16 protein-coding genes are annotated in these 19,998 nt (G+C 56.7%); 13 read left to right on the top strand and 3 right to left on the bottom strand.

The window, feature by feature from the left end; genetic code table 11:
- Window positions 1-556: 556 nt before the first annotated feature.
- From araA to ACQ4N8_RS17850, 5 genes are all read left to right on the top strand, one after another.
- Window positions 557-2,047 carry an L-arabinose isomerase gene (araA, locus tag ACQ4N8_RS17870; protein ID WP_430705708.1) on the top strand — a complete coding sequence of 497 codons (1,491 nt, stop codon included), beginning with the start codon at window positions 557-559 and terminating at the stop codon, window positions 2,045-2,047.
- A gap of 93 nt (window positions 2,048-2,140) precedes the next feature.
- Window positions 2,141-3,235: a GntR family transcriptional regulator gene (locus tag ACQ4N8_RS17865; RefSeq protein ID WP_430705739.1), complete on the top strand. Its 1,095-nt coding sequence runs from the start codon at window positions 2,141-2,143 to the stop codon at window positions 3,233-3,235.
- 50 nt (window positions 3,236-3,285) lie between these two features.
- Window positions 3,286-3,981 (top strand): L-ribulose-5-phosphate 4-epimerase, encoded by a 696-nt coding sequence (gene araD / locus ACQ4N8_RS17860; protein ID WP_430705707.1) that lies wholly within the window; start codon window positions 3,286-3,288, stop codon window positions 3,979-3,981.
- A 19-nt stretch (window positions 3,982-4,000) separates the two neighbouring features.
- Window positions 4,001-5,671 carry a ribulokinase gene (locus tag ACQ4N8_RS17855; RefSeq protein WP_430705706.1) on the top strand — a complete coding sequence of 557 codons (1,671 nt, stop codon included), beginning with the start codon at window positions 4,001-4,003 and terminating at the stop codon, window positions 5,669-5,671.
- A gap of 40 nt (window positions 5,672-5,711) precedes the next feature.
- Window positions 5,712-6,899, top strand: a complete 1,188-nt coding sequence (locus tag ACQ4N8_RS17850; RefSeq protein WP_430705705.1) for a sn-glycerol-1-phosphate dehydrogenase — start codon at window positions 5,712-5,714, stop codon at window positions 6,897-6,899.
- A 449-nt stretch (window positions 6,900-7,348) separates the two neighbouring features.
- Here ACQ4N8_RS17850 and ACQ4N8_RS17845 read toward each other — a convergent pair whose 3' ends face one another.
- On the bottom strand, window positions 7,349-8,218 hold the full coding sequence (locus tag ACQ4N8_RS17845; RefSeq protein WP_430705704.1) for a LysR family transcriptional regulator: 870 nt from the start codon (window positions 8,216-8,218) through the stop codon (window positions 7,349-7,351).
- A 152-nt stretch (window positions 8,219-8,370) separates the two neighbouring features.
- Here ACQ4N8_RS17845 and ACQ4N8_RS17840 point away from each other — a divergent pair, with 152 nt between their 5' ends.
- Both ACQ4N8_RS17840 and ACQ4N8_RS17835 read left to right on the top strand, forming a co-directional pair.
- Entirely contained in the window at window positions 8,371-9,267 is an 897-nt protein-coding gene (locus ACQ4N8_RS17840; protein WP_430705703.1) for a DMT family transporter, read from the top strand.
- A 1-nt stretch (window position 9,268) separates the two neighbouring features.
- The gene (locus ACQ4N8_RS17835) at window positions 9,269-10,006 is read left to right on the top strand and encodes an SDR family NAD(P)-dependent oxidoreductase (protein ID WP_430705702.1); all 738 of its coding nucleotides are present in this window, start codon (window positions 9,269-9,271) and stop codon (window positions 10,004-10,006) included.
- Between the two features lie 73 nt (window positions 10,007-10,079).
- On the opposite strand, the gene ACQ4N8_RS17830 is transcribed toward ACQ4N8_RS17835, so the two are convergent.
- The gene (locus tag ACQ4N8_RS17830) at window positions 10,080-10,997 is read right to left on the bottom strand and encodes an ArsR/SmtB family transcription factor (RefSeq protein ID WP_430705701.1); all 918 of its coding nucleotides are present in this window, start codon (window positions 10,995-10,997) and stop codon (window positions 10,080-10,082) included.
- 378 nt (window positions 10,998-11,375) lie between these two features.
- Between ACQ4N8_RS17830 and ACQ4N8_RS17825 the strand changes: the two genes are divergently transcribed.
- From ACQ4N8_RS17825 to ACQ4N8_RS17800, 6 genes are all read left to right on the top strand, one after another.
- Window positions 11,376-12,896: an alpha-N-arabinofuranosidase gene (locus ACQ4N8_RS17825; RefSeq protein ID WP_430705700.1), complete on the top strand. Its 1,521-nt coding sequence runs from the start codon at window positions 11,376-11,378 to the stop codon at window positions 12,894-12,896.
- 174 nt (window positions 12,897-13,070) lie between these two features.
- Entirely contained in the window at window positions 13,071-14,402 is a 1,332-nt protein-coding gene (locus ACQ4N8_RS17820) for an ABC transporter substrate-binding protein (RefSeq protein ID WP_430705699.1), read from the top strand.
- A 72-nt stretch (window positions 14,403-14,474) separates the two neighbouring features.
- Window positions 14,475-15,374, top strand: coding sequence for a carbohydrate ABC transporter permease (locus tag ACQ4N8_RS17815; RefSeq protein WP_430705698.1), 900 nt, complete (start codon window positions 14,475-14,477; stop codon window positions 15,372-15,374).
- Window positions 15,371-16,213 carry a carbohydrate ABC transporter permease gene (locus tag ACQ4N8_RS17810; protein ID WP_430705697.1) on the top strand — a complete coding sequence of 281 codons (843 nt, stop codon included), beginning with the start codon at window positions 15,371-15,373 and terminating at the stop codon, window positions 16,211-16,213. The genes ACQ4N8_RS17815 and ACQ4N8_RS17810 overlap by 4 nt, the downstream gene beginning before the upstream one ends.
- A 103-nt stretch (window positions 16,214-16,316) precedes the next feature.
- Entirely contained in the window at window positions 16,317-18,785 is a 2,469-nt protein-coding gene (locus ACQ4N8_RS17805; RefSeq protein WP_430705738.1) for a LamG-like jellyroll fold domain-containing protein, read from the top strand.
- An 89-nt stretch (window positions 18,786-18,874) separates the two neighbouring features.
- Complete coding sequence (locus tag ACQ4N8_RS17800; RefSeq protein WP_430705696.1) at window positions 18,875-19,849, top strand: glycoside hydrolase family 43 protein; 975 nt, start codon at window positions 18,875-18,877, stop codon at window positions 19,847-19,849.
- Window positions 19,850-19,922: 73 nt separating this feature from the next.
- On the opposite strand, the gene ACQ4N8_RS17795 is transcribed toward ACQ4N8_RS17800, so the two are convergent.
- On the bottom strand, window positions 19,923-19,998 hold a 76-nt coding region (locus tag ACQ4N8_RS17795; protein ID WP_430705435.1), incomplete at its 5' end, for an IS3 family transposase.

The following is a 19,998-nucleotide window of genomic DNA, read 5'->3' as shown; positions in this document are numbered from 1 at the left end:
GTCCCAAACGGATTCCGAGTGCGGGGTCCGTTTTTTTTGTTCGGCTAAAAAGGAGGGAAATAGGCTCGCTCGGCAGCAAAAAAGGAGCAGGGAGGGAATAGGAGGGCAAACCACCGAACATGCAGAACAGGCGAATGGCCTCGGCGGCCTTGAGCTTCAACCTAGCGGACACAGGAGACGTTATTTGGGCAAAAAACGCGGTTTGAAAATTGTAACGGACACCAGTGCGCTTATTAAGCCCAAAGCGGGCCCATTAAGGGCATATTAAGGTAAATAAGGGCTCCTGAGTCCGTAAGAATCTTGAAAGGGCGAAAAAGAGCCGAATAAGGGCTCTCAAGTCCGTTAGAGACTTTCAGGCGGGAACGGCAATGGCAGCACTGGTAAAGCGCAATTCGTCGATGGCGATTTTGGAAACGCTATTGCCTTTTGGGGCGGGGGGACGTAGAATAAAGGTAATTCGACTTGTACGTACAACGGCGGAATTTATGATGTTATTTTCAATGTGGTATGTACAAGTTAGTAAGCTATATATTCATATACTTAGGAGGCGCTTTGAATGATGAAATTGAAACCGCATTCTTATTGGTTTGTGACCGGAAGCCAGCACTTGTACGGACCCGAAACTTTGGAGGAGGTTGCCGCTCACTCCAGAACCATTGCCGAGCAGCTGGACAAGGACCCGGTGTTTGGTTTCCCGGTGGTCTTCAAGCCGATCGTGACGACCTCGGACGAAATCTACAAGTTGATTTTGGCCGCCAACGGCGACGAAACCTGTGCGGGCATCATCACCTGGATGCATACGTTCTCCCCGGCCAAAATGTGGATCGCCGGACTGTCCCAGCTGCAAAAGCCGCTGCTGCATTTCCATACGCAGTTTAACCGCGATATCCCGTGGGAAACGATCGACATGGACTTCATGAACCTGAACCAATCCGCCCACGGCGACCGGGAATACGGCCATATCGGAGCCCGCCTCGGCATCGCCCGCAAAATCGTCGTCGGCCATTGGGAAGACGGCGAAGTGCGCGCAAGCATTGCCGGCTGGATGCGGACGGCGGCGGCCTATGCCGAAAGCCGCCAGCTCAAGGTGGCCCGCTTCGGCGACAACATGCGCGAGGTGGCCGTGACGGAAGGCGACAAGGTCGAAGCGCAAATCAAGTTCGGCTGGTCGGTGAACGGCTACGGCGTCGGCGATCTGGTGCAGGTGCTGAACGAAGTGAGCGATGCCGAGGTGAAGGCGCTGCTGAACGAATATGCGGAGCAGTATTCCATAACGCAAGCCGGCTTAAGCGATGGCCCGGTCCGCGATTCGATCGCTTATCAGGCGAAGCTTGAAATCGCCATGAAGCGGTTCCTGGAGCAAGGCGGTTTCGGGGCCTTCACGACAACGTTCGAGGATCTGCACGGGCTGAAGCAGCTGCCGGGGCTGGCCGTGCAGCGGCTGATGGAAGCCGGGTACGGCTTCGGCGGCGAAGGCGACTGGAAAACCGCTGCCCTCACGCGCGTGCTGAAAGTGCTGGCGAACAACAAGAGCACGTCCTTCATGGAGGACTATACCTACCATTTCGAGCCGGGCAACCATATGATCCTTGGCGCGCACATGCTGGAGGTGTGCCCGACGATCGCGGCGACGAAGCCGACGGTCGAGGTGCATCCGCTGGGCATCGGCGGCAAAGCGGATCCGGCCCGCATCGTGTTCGACGGCCAGGACGGCCCGGCGGTGAACGCTTCGCTCGTCGATCTGGGGCATCGCTTCCGGCTGCTCGTGAACGTCGTGGACGGCGTGAAGGTGGAGAAACCGATGCCGAAGCTGCCGGTGGCGCGCGTGCTGTGGAAGCCGCAGCCTTCGCTGCGCGAATCGGCGGAAGCGTGGATTTTGGCCGGCGGGGCGCATCATACGGTGCTGTCGTACGCCATCACCGCCGAGAACCTGTCCGACTGGGCGGAAATGGCCGGCGTTGAAGCCGTGATCATCGACAAGGACACGAAGGTAGCGGGCTTCAAAAACGAGCTGCGCTGGAGCGACGCCGCTTACCGTTTGCGTTGATCGTTCGGATTGCGCCGCGCCTATGCGTTCGCCCGGCCTATGATACAATAGCGGGTAGATAGGTGGTTATCGGGAAGGGTGGACTTAGAGAAGATGGACGGCAAAAAAATACCGAAATACCTACAGCTGAAGCATGAACTGCTGTCGTGGCTGCAAACGGGAAAACTGCAGCCCGGCCAGCAGTTTCCGTCGGAGAACGAAATCGCCGAGCAGTTCGGCTTAAGCCGGCAGACGGTCCGGCAGACGTTCGGCGAACTGGAAAAGGACGGCTGGCTGGAGCGGATTCAGGGCAAAGGCACGTTCGCCCGAAATCCCGTGCGGCGGGACGGCGAAGCGGTCAAAACGATCGGGATCATGACGACGTATATTTCCGATTATATTTTTCCCCATATCGTCCGGGGGGCGGAGGCGGAGCTGCGCAGCCATGGGTACCGCCTGTTGCTGTCGAGCACGGACAACACGAAAGAGAAGGAAATGGACAGCCTGCAGCTCATGACCGGCCAGCCGCTGAGCGGCCTGATCATCGAGCCGACGAAAAGCGCGGAGGGCAATCCGAACCTGGGGTATTTTTTGGAGCTGCAGGAGAAGGGCATTCCGTATTTGATGATCAATGAAAAATACCGCGAGCTGGAATGTCCCTGCCTAAAGGTGGACGACGAGGCGGGGGGCCATAAGGCGGCGCGTCACCTGCTGGAGAACGGGCATCGGTCGATCGCCGGTTTCTTCAAAAGAGACGACCTGCAGGGCGTAAACCGGCTGAAAGGCTTCCTGTCCGCGCATCGGGAGCAAGGCATCACGGTGTCGCCGCAGCATGTGGTGACGTATACGACGGAACAAAAGGGCGACTACGCCTATCAAAAGGCCATCGAGCTGCTGCAGGGAACGCCGGAGCAGCGCCCGACCGCGCTGGTGTGCTACAACGACGAGTTGGCGGTTATGTTGATGGACGCGGCGGCCGCGTGCGGCTTGCGGATTCCGGAGGATCTTTCCGTGATCGGCTTCGACGATTCCAGCCTGGCGGCGGCCTCGGGCACGAAGCTGACGACGTTGACCCATCCCAAAACGGCGATGGGGGAGTTGGCCGCCCGTCAGCTGGTCGGCATGATCGAACGGGGGGAGAGCCCCGGAGATACGGTGTTCGAGCCGGAATTGGTCGAGCGGGATTCGGTGCACAGGATCACGCTGTAACTTGTACGTACCATTTTTGAGATTGGATTCGAAAGGAGCTGGAACTAGCGATGCTGGAAGCTTTGAAACAGCAGGTTTGGGAAGCGAACCTGGAACTGCCGAAATACGGATTGGTCACTTTTACGTGGGGCAACGTCAGCGGAATAGACAGGGAAAGCGGATTGTTTGTCATTAAACCAAGCGGCGTGCCGTATGAGGAATTAAAGGCGGAGCATATGGTCGTGGTCGACCTGGAGGGCAACGTCGTGGAGGGAAACTTGCGTCCATCCTCCGATACGCCGACGCACAGGGTGCTCTACCGCGAATTCCCGGAGATCGGCGGGGTCGTGCATACGCATTCCCCGTGGGGAACGAGCTGGGCGCAGGCGGGACGGCCGCTGCCGGCTTACGGAACGACGCATGCGGACTATTTTTACGGGGAAATTCCCGTCACGCGGCCAATGACGAAGGAAGAAATCGAAGGCGCTTACGAGCTGGAGACGGGCAATGTGATCGTGGAGCGGTTTGCCGAACTCGGTCTCGATCCGACCCGGGTGCCGGGGGTGCTCGTTCACTCGCATGCCCCGTTCGTGTGGGGCAAAGATGCGCATAACGCGGTGCATAACGCCGTCGTTCTGGAAGAGGTGGCGAAAATCGCCGCCCGCATGCTGCAGATCAACCCGGAAACGCCGCCGATGGATCAGACGCTGCTGGACCGGCATTTTCTGCGGAAGCATGGAGCAGGCGCCTACTACGGGCAAAAATAAAATCAAGGAGGAGTTCAAGATGGGCAAAAAATATACCATTGGCGTCGACTACGGAACCCAGTCCGGCCGCGCCGTGCTGGTGGATTTGTCGAACGGCCATGAGGTCGCCGACCACGTGACGCCGTATCCGCACCATGTCATCGACGAGCGGCTGCCGGGTTCCGGCATCAAGCTGGAGCATGACTGGGCGCTGCAGCATCCCGGCGATTACCTGGAGGTGCTGCGGCGTTCCGTGCCGGCGGTGCTGAAGGAGTCGGGCATCGATCCGGCGGACGTGATCGGCATCGGCATCGATTTTACCGCCTGCACGATGCTGCCGGTGGATGCCCAGGGGCAGCCGCTGAGCTTCGATCCGGCGCTGACGGACAACCCGCACAGCTGGGTGAAGCTGTGGAAGCATCATGCCGCCCAGCCAGAAGCCGACAAGATCAACGCGATCGCCGCCGAGCGGGGAGAAGCTTTCCTGCCGCGGTACGGCGGGAAAATCTCGTCCGAATGGATGATGGCCAAAGTATGGCAAATCCTCGATGAAGCGCCGGAGATTTACGAGAAGACCGACATGTTCCTGGAGGCGACCGACTGGGTCATCTCGCAGATGACCGGCACGATCGTCCGCAACAGCTGCACGGCCGGCTACAAGGCGATCTGGCACAAGCAGGACGGGTATCCGGATAAGGATTATTTCAAAGCGCTGGATCCCCGGCTTGAGGATTTGACGGATACCAAGCTGCGCGGCGACGTGATTCCGCTGGGGACGAACGCCGGCGGGTTGATCCCGGATATGGCCGAGATGATGGGACTTACGCCGGGCATCGCCGTTGCGGCAGGTAACGTGGACGCCCATGCGGCCGTGCCGGCCGTTGGCGTCGTGACGCCGGGCAAGCTGGTCATGGCGATGGGCACCTCCATTTGCCACATGCTGCTGGGGACCGAAGAGAAGCAGGTGGAGGGCATGTGCGGCGTCGTCGAGGACGGCATCATCCCGGGATTGTACGGCTACGAGGCCGGGCAATCGGCCGTGGGCGACATTTTCGAATGGTATGTGGAGGAGGCGCTGCCGGGTTATGTAAAGGAAGCGGCCGACAAGGAAGGCTTGAACGTGCACCAATGGCTGGAACGCGAAGCATCCGCCTATAAGCCGGGGCAAACGGGCCTGCTGGCGCTGGATTGGTGGAACGGCAACCGGTCCGTGCTCGTCGATACCGATTTGACCGGACTCGTTCTCGGTATGACCCTGTTGACCAAACCGCAGGAAATTTACCGGGCGCTGCTGGAAGCGACTGCCTTCGGCACGCGCAAAATCGTGGACGCATTCGATCGGAATGGGGTTCGCGTTGATGCGTTGTATGCCTGCGGCGGGCTGCCGCAGAAAAACCGCCTGCTGATGCAAATCTATGCGGACGTGACGAACCGCGAGATTTTCGTAGCGGATTCCAAGCAAACGCCGGCGCTTGGCGCGGCCATGTTTGCGGCGGTGGCGGCGGGCGCGGAAGCCGGCGGCTACGATACGATCATCGATGCGGCCGGGAAGATGGCCCGGGTCAAGGAAGAAACGTTCAAGCCGATTCCGGCGCACGTGGAAGTGTACGACCGGTTGTATCGGGAGTACAGCAAGCTGCACGACTACTTCGGCCGCAGCGAAAACGACGTGATGAAGCGGCTGAAGCGGATCAAGCAAGCCGCCGAATAAGCGTGAGCAATGTCCGACCAACCGCCAACGCAGCGCGACGATGCGTACCAGGAGCCACCTGCATTGGAAGGTGATTACCAAAGGAGGGGAAAGCATGTTGGAAGATTGGCAATTGGAGCAGTTGAAGGTGCTTGAGCTGGAGCGAGGCGCGATAGGGAAGGTTGCCACGTATCTGCAGGAGCAGGGTTACCGCCGCACCGTTCTGGTCGCCGACGAAAATACGTATCGGGCGGCGGGAGAACAGCTGGCTGGCTTGCTGGAGGCCGACGGATTGGCTGCGAAGTTGTGCCTGATTCAGCCGGACGGGCAAGGCGACGTGGTGGCCGACGAAATTTCGCTCGTTCAACTGCTGCTGGAGATTAGTCCTGAGGATACGGACGCGCTGATTGCCGTCGGCTCCGGGACGATCCACGACATCGTCCGCTTTGCCGCCCACAAGACCGGCAAGCCGTTCGTGTCGGTCCCGACGGCGCCGTCCGTGGACGGCTTCACCTCCGCGGGCGCGCCGCTCATCATTCGCGGCGTCAAGAAGACGGTGCCGGCCGTGCCGCCGGCAGCCATCTTCGCCGACCTCGACATCCTCACGGCGGCCCCGCAGCGGCTGGTCGCCGCCGGGTTCGGCGATATGCTCGGCAAATACACGTCCCTGTTCGACTGGAAATTCTCCCGCCTGACGGCGGGCGAACCTTACGACGAACAGGCGGCGGCGATTACCGGGCGGGCGCTTCGCAGCTGCGTGGAGCACGCCGCCGACATCGGCGCGCGCACGGAGGAGGGGATCCGCGCCTTGATGACGGCGCTGATCGAGTCCGGCATCGCCATGCTGCTGTTCGGGCAGTCGCACCCGGCCTCGGGCGCGGAGCACCATCTCTCCCACTACTGGGAGATGGAGTACCTGCGCCTCGGGCGGCGGGCGCTGCTGCACGGCGCCAAAGTCGGCGTGGCCTGCGCGGAGATCGCCCGCGTGTACCACGCCGCGGGCGAAGGGACCTATCCGGGCGCCGAGCCGGAGGCGCTCCGGATGCACGCCGGGCAGGTCCGCGAATGGCTGCGGGACCTGCCCGGCGAAGCGCAGATCCGCGGCCTGCTGCGCCAGGCCGGCGGGCCGGCGAGCCTCGCCGAGCTTGGCGTCGGCGAGGAGCTCTTCGCGCGCAGCCTGCGCGAAGCCCATCGGGTCCGCGACCGGCATACGCTGCTGCGGGCGCTGAATGAGGCGGGGCAGGACTAGCCGCGGAGAACAAGAACCGGCGGTCGTGGATACGCCGAAATATGAGCGACGGCTTTGAATACGAGCCGGCCTGACCGTGGAGATTTCGCGGTTGGCCGGCTCGTTTCTTTGCTTTTTCGGGGTGGGAAATAGCGGTAAATTAAACCGAAACCGGATTTTTCGCGAAATAGCGCCATAAAATACTCTTATTTTCCCGGAAACCGTCTCAAAACAGGGTGTCGGAAGTGTCGGAAGAAAATAAGACCAAAAAATAACCTTATTTCTAAGAAAACAAGCATTCTTTCCGAAATAAGGCCATTTTTTAACGCTATTTCTGCGCCCTGACGTGCCCACGTACCTGCTGCTAACCCGCCGAACCGGCACACCCAGCCGCAGCCTCGCAACCTACTGCCTGCCCCGCCGCGAACCGGCGCCCGCTGCACCCCACATCTGCTCCGCTTCCCAGCGGGTTACGAAGGGACTTTCTCCTGCACGTCCAGCAGGTCGATCAGAGCGCGGAGCGCGCTGGTCGGATGGGCGTTTTTGCGGTAGATGAGTTCGGTTTTCATATGCCGCATCGATTCGGGGACTTCATGAACCCGTACGGCGCCTTCTCTTTCCTGCTTTTGCGCGACGATCCGCGGCACCAGCGATATGCCGAGCCCGGCCGATACGCCGCCGAGGATCGCCTCCAGCGTGCCGAACTCCATCGTGCCCACATGGGTTATGCCGCGGGAGCGCTGCAGTCCCTCCAGCATTTCGCGGTAGGAGCAGCCTCTGCTGTAGACCAGGCTAGGCTTCGCCAGCGCTTCGTCCATATCGGCGATCCCGGGAGGAGAAATCACCACGACCTCCTCATCGAACACGGGAATGGACACCAGATCGTCATGATTGTACGGGAAACTGCCGAAAGCGACGTCCAGATCGTATTGCAGTACTCTCTCCGCCAGGCGGTCGGAAAGATCGGTCGTGAGCGTCAACTCCACCTTCGGATACATCTCGTAGTACTTGCTTAGCAGCTTGGGCAGCCGCACGGCCGCCGTCGTTTGCGAGGAACCGATCAGCAGCGGGCCGGTGGGCTCGCCGGAGCGGGAAAGCGCCGCCGCTGCTTCGTCCAGCAGGCCGACGATTTTATCGGCGTAATCCAGCAGCATTCTGCCGCTGGAGGTTAAGGTCATGCCCCGGTTATGACGGTAAAAAAGCCCCGTTCCCAGCTCGGACTCCAGCTGCTGGATGCGGGCGGTCACGTTGGACTGTACATAGCCGAGCCGGGCGGCCGCTTTGGTGATGGAACCCTCCCGGGCAACCGCTTGAAAAATACGCAATTCGGTGCTATCCATGGCGTTTCTCCCCTCCTCATTTTCAACATGTTCGTATAGTGTTCATTTGATATCATTAATTATGATATTCAGTATCTCTATCAATCATTATACATAATTGCAAACCTCCCTTACAATACTCTCATGACCTACAGCAAGGAAGGATGATCCGCATGAGTATTTTGAAATATACGGTTTTGGTGCTATTGACCACGTTCCTGATGGGGACGGCGTATCCCGTCAGCAAGCTGGGGATGATGCATACGACGCCCCTGGCTTTAATGGGGATTCGATTCGTGCTCGCCGGAGGTTTGCTAGCTATGTTCAGCGCCAAAAAGCCGCAGCCCAAAGGAGCGAAGCCGTGGCTGCAAATCGCGCTGCTGGGATTGTTCCAGTCGGTCGGAGTCATGGGGTTCACCTCCTACAGCATGCGGTGGATTACTTCCGGGGAGTCGGCCATTATCTCGAGCACCAGCCCGCTCATGCTGATCGTATGGGGAGCGCTGATGGGGACCGCTTACCGCGTAAGGCAGTGGTTCGGCGTCGCGATCGGTTTTGTCGGCGTCGTGATCACCTTCGGGCTGCATATGAGCTTCGACCCCGGCACGGCGTTCGCTTTTGCGGGAGCCGTTTGCTTCACGGTTGCCACGCTGATCATTAACCGGATCGCCCCGGCGTTCGATAAAAGGGTGCTTGCTGCCTATCAAATGCTGGCGGGAGGCATCATGCTGCTGGCCATCAGCTTTGCGGGGGAGAAACCTTCCTTCGACCTGAACGCCGAGTTCGCGTTAGTCGTTGTTTGGCTGGTCGTATTATGTTCCATCGTGCAGTTTACCCTTTGGTTTTATTTGCTGGGGAGCAGCGATCCGGCCAAAACGAGTTCGTTTCTGTTCCTCGTGCCGGTCTTTAGCGTACTCTGCAGTTGGTTGCTGCTCGGCGAGCATGTTGCCTGGTACGTTTACGTCGGCGGGGCCTTCACCTGCCTGGGCATCTTCCTGGTCAATTGGCAGGGGAAAATCAAGCCTCAGTCCGAACCGACTGCCCGATATCAATGTCAGGAGGAGATCTGAGATGGGTTTTCATAACAAAGTCGTATTGGTCACCGGCGGCGGTACGGGGATCGGCCGGGCTGCGGCCATGCTGCTGGCGGAACGCGGAGCGATTGTCGTCGTCAACTATTCGCGTTCGGCCGCGGAGGCCGAAGAGACGGTGCAAGCCATCCAGCGGATCGGCGGCCGGGCAGTCGCGATTCAAGCCGACGTCTCCCGCAATCCCGAGGTCGCCATGATGGTCGGCAAGATTGCGGAACAATTCGGGTCGCTCGATTACCTGGTCAACAACGCCAGCATCACCCGGCATATCGCGATGGACGATCTGGAGGCGGTCACGGAGGACGCGTGGGACGATCTGTTTGCGGTCAATGTGAAGGGCATGTTCAACTGCGCGCGGGCGGCGGCGCCTTATCTGAAAGCCCGAAAGGGAGCGATCGTCAACGTTGGCAGCATCGCCGGCATCACGGGCAAAGGTTCCTCGCTCCCCTACGCGGTATCGAAGGCGGGCGTGCACGGCTTGACCAAATCGCTGGCCCATGCTCTGGCCCCGGACATCCGGGTAAACGGCGTGGCGCCCGGAGCGGTAGCGACGAGGTGGTGGGCCGGGAAGGAAGCGCAGATGCATTCGCTAATCACCCAACTGCTCTTGGATCGGATTTCCGCTCCTGAGGAAATCGCCACGCTGATCGCCGCCGTCCTGGAGCAGCCTTCGCTCACCGGGCAAATCATTACGATAGATAACGGGCAAACGATGTGAAACTAGCGTGTTCGTATTATAAAAGCTGCCTACAGGTCAAGTTGTGGCCTGTAGGCAGCTTTTCTGCGTTCCCCTATTCTTCCCGCACATCATACAGCACCCGGGCCAGCAGGTCCTGGCTGTAGTTGCCGAAGTTTTTGCCGAAAATGGTCAGCCCCCGCTTGTTGACCGGCTTGTCGGTGACGGCGATGCGGAACGTCAGCTCGCTTTTGTAATCCAGGTTGATTTGCTCCAGCGTCACGTCGGAAATGCGGCATCCATCGATAAAGCTGCCCTCGTTGTTGATGCGGATCAGCTTCAGCATGCCGTATTGGTTCAGGTGCGGCGGCCACCAATCCGGGTTGAACGTGCCCCGCGCATCTCCGAAATCCCCCGGACTCGTCCAGAAACCGATTTCTACGCCGTTCAAATAAAAATAGATGTCGGACGGGTAGTTGTCGCAGAATCCGGGCGCTTCCGAACCGAGTTCCATCGAGAATTGAATCTCCCGGAACGACTGGTTGGGCTTGAGGTAGTTCGGAATGCGGTATTCCAGGAAGCCCTCGGACAGCCAAATGATCTCCGAGTCGATCCGTTGCGGGTCGGCGAAATAGCGGGGATCGTCGAAGTCGCCGATGATGCTGTCCTTGGTGGCCAGTCCGCAGGTCGGGACAGCTTGATAGTTGCTGTAATGGCCCACCTGGATCTCCACTTCGTACAGATTGTCGACATCTTTGCTGCGCAGGTCGACCATCAGCTTATCTTTGTTCAAGTAACAGATCTTTTGGATGCCGTGTTTGCCCACCGAGGTATTGATTTCGATGAGGCCGCTCTCTTCGAGCTTCTTAATGTGCATCGTAATGGCTCCGTTGCTTAAATTCAGCTTCGTGGCCAGGTCGTTCAGGTTGAGGGCTTGATTTTTCGCCAGCAATTCGAGGATTTGAATCCTGATCTCGGAGCTTAAGGCTTTAAAAATATCGATCCCGCTCATCAAATCCTTAATATAGATCATCTGATTTCGAACCTTCTTCCGATGGGAGATAATAAATCGTTTTATTTTAGGTTATTATAAACTAACTCAGTCGTATAATAAAGCATAAAATCAAAAAATGTAAATTACCTTCAAAAAATAGTTTAATTTTGTAATAAAATCGCGCTTATATTTAATGATATCTAAAATTAAACTGCAGAAACTTGCGAAAGTTAATGCGAAAAAGGTTGGTTTTTCGGAAAAATCTCTTTATTTTTCATTTAATTTTATAAAAATATAAAAAGGTTTAGAAAACTATATTTACATCCTGAATTCTATATGTTATTTTATACCTGTAAACGCATTCATTCAAATTATTTTGAAACAGTTTAGGATTTACTAAAACGGAAGGTGGTCAACATGTCATCTGCAGCGCCGCGGGCAACGATGGTCGTAGACAAGGCTTTTAAAATTGCGGAAGTGGATAAGCGAATATACGGCTCGTTTATCGAACATTTGGGCCGGGCGGTTTACGGCGGGATTTACGAGCCGTCGCATCCGGCAGCCGACCGGTTGGGGTTCCGAAACGATGTGAAAGAACTGGTCAAGCAGTTGAACGTTCCGATTATCCGTTACCCCGGCGGAAACTTCGTTTCCGGGTACGACTGGGAAGACGGGGTTGGCCCTGTCGAAGCGCGGCCGAAGCGCCTGGAGTTGGCCTGGCGGACGGTCGAGCCGAACTGGGTAGGGACGAACGAGTTTGCCGGCTGGGCCAAGGAGATCGGCTCGGAAGTGATGATGGCGGTGAACCTCGGAACCCGCGGCGTCGATGCCGCCAGAAACCTGATCGAATACTGCAACCATCCGGGCGGCAGCTATTGGAGCGATTTGCGGCGCAGCCACGGCTACGAGCAGCCGCACGGCATCAGAACCTGGTGTCTGGGCAACGAGATGGACGGCCCGTGGCAAATCGGCCAGAAAACGCCACAGGAATACGGCCGACTCGCCTACGAGACGGCAAAGGCGATGCGGCTCGTCGATCCCGGCATCGAACTCGTTTCCTGCGGAAGCTCCAGCTCGTCAATGCCGACTTTCCCCGAATGGGAAGCGGTGACGCTGGATCACACTTACGAGGTTGCCGATTACATATCCCTGCATCAATATTACGGCAACCGGGATGACGATACGGCGGACTTCCTGGCCCGGTCGATGGACATGGACCATTTTATCCGGACGGTGATCGCGACCTGCGACTATGTCAAAGCGAAGAAACGCAGCAAAAAAACGATGTACCTCAGCTTCGACGAATGGAACGTTTGGTACCATTCCAACAACGCGGACACCAAGATCGAACCTTGGGGAATCGCGCCGCCGCAGCTCGAGGACGTTTACAACTTTGAGGACGCCCTGCTCGTCGGCAGCATGCTGATAATGTTCCTCCGCCACGCCGACCGGGTCAAGATGGCCTGCATGGCCCAATTGGTCAACGTTATTGCGCCGATCATGACGGAAAACGGAGGGCGGTCCTGGAAGCAAACGATTTTTTATCCTTATATGCATGTATCGGCTTACGGCCGGGGCGTTTCGCTGCAGCCGGTCGTCGACTCTCCGGTTTATGACGCCCGGGATTATACCGACGTGCCCTATCTGGACAGCGCCGTCGTGTACAACGAAGCGGACGAGGAGCTGACGATTTTCGCCGTCAACCGCCACTTGCAGGAAGGCTTGGAGCTGGGTTGCGACGTCCGCGGATTCGAAGGCTACCGCCTGATCGAACATCTCGTGCTCGAGCACGAGGACCTGAAGGCGGTCAATACCGTCGACCGGGAAAACGTCAAGCCCCATGCCGGCGGAAACGCGGTTTGCCAGGGAGGATTCGTGAACGCCCGTTTGGCGAAGGCTTCCTGGAACGTGATCCGCTTGGGCAAATCGACGTCTTGACGTACATGAAAACACGGTAGCGCTTCAACCCCCGATTGACGGATTCGATATAAGCTATGCACAACAGGCGAGCGCTTCTTTGGGGATCGATGGAACCACCGGTTTTACAGGAAGTGAGAGAAACGGACTGTACATGGAGTGTGTAGATTTTAATAATGTCAGGGAGGGTCAAGGATGAAGAAAAAAGGTTTGATTGTGCTTTTGATTTTAACGATGGCCACATGGTTATGGGGCTGCGGCAAGTCGTCGACGACGGCCGGGGGAGAAACCTCGGTTCTGGACGGCGGTGCCGGAGAAAGCGCAACGGAGCTGTCGTATTGGACGTTCGTGGAATTGCATGGGCAGCATTTCGAGAAGATGCTGGAAAAGTGGAACGCGGCAAATCCGGATCGGCAAATCAAATTGAACGTTACCGTGATGCCTTACGACGACATGCATAACAAATTGTCCATCGCCGTGCAGACGGGCGTAGGCGCGCCGGATATCGCGGATATCGAGCTGGGGAAATTCCCCGACTTTTTGGCCGGAACCCCGCAGTTGGTATCCTTGAACGACGTCATCGATCCGTATAGGGACACCATCGTCAAGTCAAGAATCGACCTGTACAGCAAGGACGGCGTGAATTACGGCATACCTACCCACGTCGGCGCTTCCGTCGCTTTTTATAATACGGAATTATTGGAGCAGGCCGGCGTGGATTATAAGACGATCGTCACCTGGGACGATTTCAAAAAGGCCGGGATCCAGGTTTACGAGAAAACCGGCAAATACATGGGAACCGCCGATACCAGCGCAACCTGGCAAACCTCCCAGCTGCTGGCGCAGCAAGGAGCCGACTTCACGGATGATGCCGGAAACCCAGTGATCAACTCGGATCAGCTGGTAAAAGCACTCACGATTTTGAAAGACCTGCAGGACAACAATGTCCTCGCCACGATCGCCGGCGGGCAGCCGGATACGGAGGAAGCCTACGGCGAGTTCAACGCCGGCAATTATGCGACCGCTTTCATGCCGTTGTGGCAAATGTCGAGATATACGAACTACATGAAGGATCTCTCCGGTAAAATCGCTATTGCGCCGATTCCGGTTATCGAAGAAGGGATGCCAAGGTCGGTCGGCGGCGGGGGAACCGGGACCGTCGTAACCAAGACCGCCAAAGACGTACAACTGGCTAAAGACTTTCTGGCTTTCGCCAAGCTGTCGCTGGACGCGAACAAAGAAATCTGGAATACGCTCGGCTTCGACCCGGTCAATATGGACGTTTGGGACATGAAGGACGTGACGCATAATCCGGAAAACCAGTTCGTCAAATATTTCGTGAACAATCCGTTTGACGTGTTAAACGAAATCAAGGATGAAATCCAATTGATCAAATCGACCTCGGCATCGCCAACCATCAACAACGTACTCTGCACCGTCACGCTGAACGAAATTTTCGAAGACGGCAAGGATATCAAGCAAGCCTTGGACGATGCGCAAGCGCAAATCGAGCAGGAACTGAAATAAGCGAAGGTCCAGAAAAAAGGTAACGGAGCTACTCTGCAGAAGAGTAGCTCCGTTTAAAAAAGGGGTAGGGTGATGATAAAAAAATTCCTATACTCGCAAAAGGTGGCTCCTTACGTATTTGTTTTGCCGTTCGTTCTCGTTTTTCTCGTGTTTTGGGTCTATCCGCTTGCCAGCTCTTTCGGGATGAGCTTTCAAAAAGTGACCTTGGGGCAGGAAGCGGCGTGGGCCGGATTGGACAATTACGACAAATTGATGGGCGACGGAGTTTTCCTCAAAGCGGTTGCAAACAGCGCGATCTACATGGTTTTGACCTTGGTGATCCTGATTCCGTTTCCGATGCTGTTTGCCGTATTGATCAACAATAAGTTCATGTGGGCCAGAGAATTTTTCAAATCCTCGTTTTTCTTTCCGGCGCTGACTTCGGTTGTCGTCGCCGGCACCATTTTCCGGCTGATGTTCGGTGAGATGGAAGGTTCGCTGATCAACAGCTTGTTGGGTTGGTTCGGCGTGGAGCCGATCAAGTTTCTGAAAGGGCAGACGACCGGCTTTATCGCCTTGCTGGCGCTGGCTACGTGGCGGTGGACGGGGGTCAATATGCTGTACTTTTTATCCGGACTCAAAAGCATTCCCGACGAATATTACGAAGCGGCTTCGATCGACGGGGCGTCCCCCATCCAGCGATTTACGAAAATCACCATGCCGCTATTGAAGCCGACCACGATTTATGTATTAACGATCAGCATCTATGCCGGATTAGCGATGTTCATCGAAAGCATGATGCTCTGGAACGGCAACAATTCGCCGAAAAATATCGGGCTTACCATCGTCGGTTATTTGTACCGCCAAGGGATCGAAAAAAATAATCTGGGTTATGCGGCCGCCGTCGGCATCGTCCTCCTTGTCATTACGATGGTCATCAACCTAACGCAATTGGCCTTTACCGGCATGTTCAAGAAGGAGGAGGAAGCATGACGAGAACGACGAAGGGTTTGCCGGTTAAAATCGTCCTTTTTGTGCTTTTTGCCGTCCTTTGCGCGCTGATCCTCCTGCCGTTTTATGCCGTCACGCTGGCTTCGTTCAAGCCGGGAGAGGATTTGATCCGTTACGGGTTGAATTTGCGGTTTGATCTGTCGGCCATGAGCTTCGACAACTTCGTTTACCTGTTCACGGGCAGCCATTCCTATTTCGTGTGGTTTTTCAATTCGCTCCTGCTGACGATCGTGCAGGTGGTGTTAACACTGCTGGTCAGCGCAACGGTAGCCTACGGTTTTTCGGCTTACGAGTTCAAAGGGAAAAACTTCCTGTTCGTTTGCGTGCTGCTGATCATGATGGTTCCGTTCGAAATCCTGCTTCTGCCGTTGTATACGTTGACGTATGACATCGGGCTGATGAACTCGTATTCGGCGATTATTTTGCCCGGGATCGCCAGCGCCGCGACGATTTTCTTTTTCAGACAGTATCTGCGGGGGATTCCCAAGGAAATCATCGCCGCCGGCAGGGTGGACGGGGCCAGCGAATACGGAATCTATGTGCGGTTGATTTTGCCGGTGATGAAGCCTTCTTTTGCGGCCATGGCGATCCTCAACGGTATGAACAGCTGGAACAACTTCCTGTGGCCGTTTATGGTATTGAGCAATGCGAACAAATATACCCTGCCGATCGGTTTGAAGACGCTGCTTACGCCTTATGGAAACAACTACGATTTGCTGATCGTCGGTTCCTTTTTTTCCATCATTCCGATCTTCTTTTTGTTTGTGGCCTTCCAAAAATATTTTATCGACGGGATGACGGCGGGAGCCGTGAAAGGTTAGGACGGGATTTCGTCAACATGCCTTCGAATCGCAAAAAAGGAGGGAAGTCCGTTTGAAAAGCTTGTACAAGTGTCTGGCGCTGCTATTTGTTTTTAGCCTGCTGATGCCCGCCGAAGGATGGGCGAGCAGCGGAGGTTCCGCGGACAAGAAGCCGTCGCCGGCGTTCGTCGACGTATCCGTCCACGATTCGAACATCGTCAAGGACGGTTCGGCCTATTATGTTTTCGGTTCGCATATCGAAGCGGCCAAGTCTGCCGACTTGATGCAATGGACGACGTTTACCAACGGCTATCAAACGCCGGGCAACGCGATCTTCGGCGATCTGTCCGACAATTTGGCCGGATCGTTTGCCTGGGCGGGAGAAGACGACGCGGACAGCAAAGGCGGGTACGCGGTGTGGGCGCCGGCCGTCATCTGGAACGAGCACTACCGGAATGCGGACGGAACGAAGGGTGCGTACATGATGTATTACAGCGCTTCGTCGACGTATATCCGTTCGGCCATCGGTTACGCGGTAGCAAAAAACATCGAAGGGCCTTATACCTACGTGGACACGGTCATTTACTCCGGCTTTACGAAAGAGACGGCATTTGATGCAAACAGCCAAGTGAACAAAAAATGGACCAATACGAACATCAAGGCGCTGGTGGAGCAAGGAAAGCTGGCGGATGCCAATCCGAGCTGGTTCAACGGCGACGGGTCATACAATAACGCCATGTATCCGAACGCGATCGACGCTGCCTTGTTCTTCGAGGAGGGGGGCAAGCTGTGGATGACCTACGGCTCCTGGTCCGGCGGGATTTTTATCGTTCAACTGGACCCGGCGACGGGTCAGGTCATGTATCCGGGCGAGGACGGCACGACGGCGGACGGCCGCCCCGTGGACCGTTACTTCGGCTCCAAAATCGCCGGAGGCTTTACGAAATCCGGCGAAGGCCCTTACATTCTCTATGATAAAGCTTCGGGCTATTATTATTTGAACGTTTCTTACGGCTGGCTGGGGGCGAACGGCGGATATAACATCCGGCAGTTCCGATCGACGAGCCCGGACGGCCCTTACCTTGACGCTTCCGGACAGAATGCGGTGTTGCCGGGCGATACGGACAATGCCCCGTATGGCATCAAAATGGTCGGCAATTTCCTGTTCGACCGGAAAATCGGCGACCCCGGCACCGGGATCGGTTACGGGTATGCTTCCCCGGGGCACAATTCGCTTTATTTCGACGAAGCCGCCGGGAAATATTTTTCGGTCTTTCATACCCGGTTCCCGCAGCGGGGAGAGGTTCACGAGGTCAGAGTGCATCAGCTATTCATGAATAAAAACGGGTGGCTGGTCATGGCGCCGGAACGTTATGCCGGAGAATCGTTGAAGAAAGTGACGGCCTACAAACTGGCTGGCGACTATCAGTTCGTCAACCATGGGCAGAGCTATTCCGGCGAGATCCCGACCTCGGTCCATATCACCTTGAATAAAGACTATACGATTACGGGCTCTCATCCGGGAACGTGGAAGCTGAATGGTTCCTGCGAAGCGGCTCTTACCATCGACGGGGTCGCCTATGACGGTGTTTTCGTCGCCGGTTGGGATCCGAACCAGGGCCGGGAGACGATGACCTTTACGGCCGTTTCTGCGGAAGGCAAAGCGATTTGGGGGATCCGGCAGCCGGAGATGAGCGACCGGCAGATCGTGAACGCCGTACGGGAGGCATTAAGCCTGGGCGATACCGGCAAGGTCATGAATAATCTCACGCTGCCGGCGGAAGGGACGCATGGAGCCAAGATTTCCTGGTCGTCCTCGGATTCGGGCGTCATCTCCGAGACCGGTGTCATTTATCCGCCGGATCCCGGCGAAACCGATGCCAAGGCTACGCTGACGGCGGCGATTACGAAGGGGAAAGCCCGCGCCGCGAAGCAATTTACGATCATCGTCGCTCCGATCGATACTTCATATGGGCTCACTGCCCATTATGGCTTCGAAGGGGATTTGTCGGAAGCTGCAGGGCGGTTCGCGGACGGGGCGGTAACCGGGGCGAAGATCGACGCCGAGCGGGGAACGATCACCTATGCGGACGGCGTTCAAGGGCAAGCGGCCGTGTTTGACGGGAACTCCGGCATTCGGCTGGCCGACGGACTCATTTCCGGGAACCGCTATTCGGTCTCGTTATGGCTGAATCCGCAGCAATTCACCCAATTTACGACCAGCTTCTTCGGTGCCGAATCGAATGCGAGCTGGATCAGCCTCGTACCGGATTCCTGGGATCATAATACGATGCTTTGGTCCGGCGAAGCGTGGTACGACGGCACCACGGGCTCGCGGATTTCGGCGGGAGAATGGCATCATGTCGCCTTTACCGTCGACGCCGGAGCCGTGAAGGTGTTCGTGGACGGGGAGCCGAAATTTTCGGGAACCGGATTCCCGGATATTTTCACGGACGGATCGGGGATTTTCGGTTTTGGCGTCAATTGGTGGGATCCTCCTTACCAGGGGTTGATGGATGAGCTGCGCGTCTATGACTTGCCAATCACGGAAGCGGTGATCCGGAAATTGTTCGAGGAAGGCCGGGCTGGCTGAGGGGAGTGAACGAACCGTGGAGTTGAAACACCATAATTCGGCTCGGCGCTGCTAAACTGAATTAACCTATATATAAAGGAGAAACCGACATGAATCACAAGCAGACATATTTCAATCCGATCGTGGAGCAACGGGCGGATCCGTGGGTTTACAAGCACACGGACGGTTTTTACTACTTTACGGCTTCGGTTCCCGAATACGACCGGATCGAGATCCGCCGGTCCGTTACGCTTCAGGGGTTAGGCGCCGCCGAGCCGGTGGTGGCCTGGCGCAAATACGATGCCGGCCCGCTAAGCGCAAACATATGGGCTCCGGAAATCCACTTCATTGATGGAAAATGGTACATCTACTTTGCTGCGGCCCGCACGACCGAAACGCGGGAAGGTTTGTTCGATCATCGGATGTACGCGCTGGAGAACGCCTCCACTAATCCGCTGGAGGGGGCGTGGGAAGAAAAAGGGCAAGTTCGCACGGGCTGGGAATCGTTTGCGCTGGATGCGACGACGTTCGAGCACCGAGGGGAACGGTATTACGTGTGGGCGCAAAAAGATCCGGCGATCGACGGCAACTCCAACCTGTACATTTCCCGTATGAGCAACCCCTGGACATTAACCGGGGAGCAGGCGATGATCTCGATGCCGGAGTACGATTGGGAAACGATCGGCTTTAAAGTGAACGAAGGGCCGGCGGTGCTGAAGCGGAACGGCCGCATTTTCATCAGCTATTCGGCTAGTGCCACCGACCATCACTACTGCATGGGTTTGCTCGCGGCCGACGAGTCGGCGGATCTCCTGAACCCGAGCTCCTGGATGAAATCGCCCGTACCGGTGTTTGCGACCAGCGAGGCAGCCGGTCAATTCGGACCGGGGCACAACAGCTTTACCGTCTCGGAGGACGGGCGGGAAGTTTTGGTCTATCATGCCCGCAACTACAAGGAGGTCGTCGGGGATCCCCTGTACGACCCGAACCGGCATACGCGCGCCCAGTGTTTCACCTGGAACGACGACGGCATGCCGAATTTCGGCTTGCCGGTCAAAGACGCGGCCCGTACGGAGAGCAATTGACCGAAAAAGAGGAAATGGCGACGCAGGGATAACTAAACTGGCCCCTTAGTCAAGGACACTTTGGAAAAAAGAATTAAGCAGCATTTATGAGATGATTCCTGTATTGCACAGGAGTCATCTTTTTTAATCCCCATTGGTATCTGAAATTG

Source organism: Paenibacillus macerans (assembly GCF_050565405.1).
Classification (GTDB): Bacteria; Bacillota; Bacilli; order Paenibacillales; family Paenibacillaceae; genus Fontibacillus; species Fontibacillus macerans_B.
This window is presented reverse-complemented; position numbering and strand designations above follow the sequence as displayed.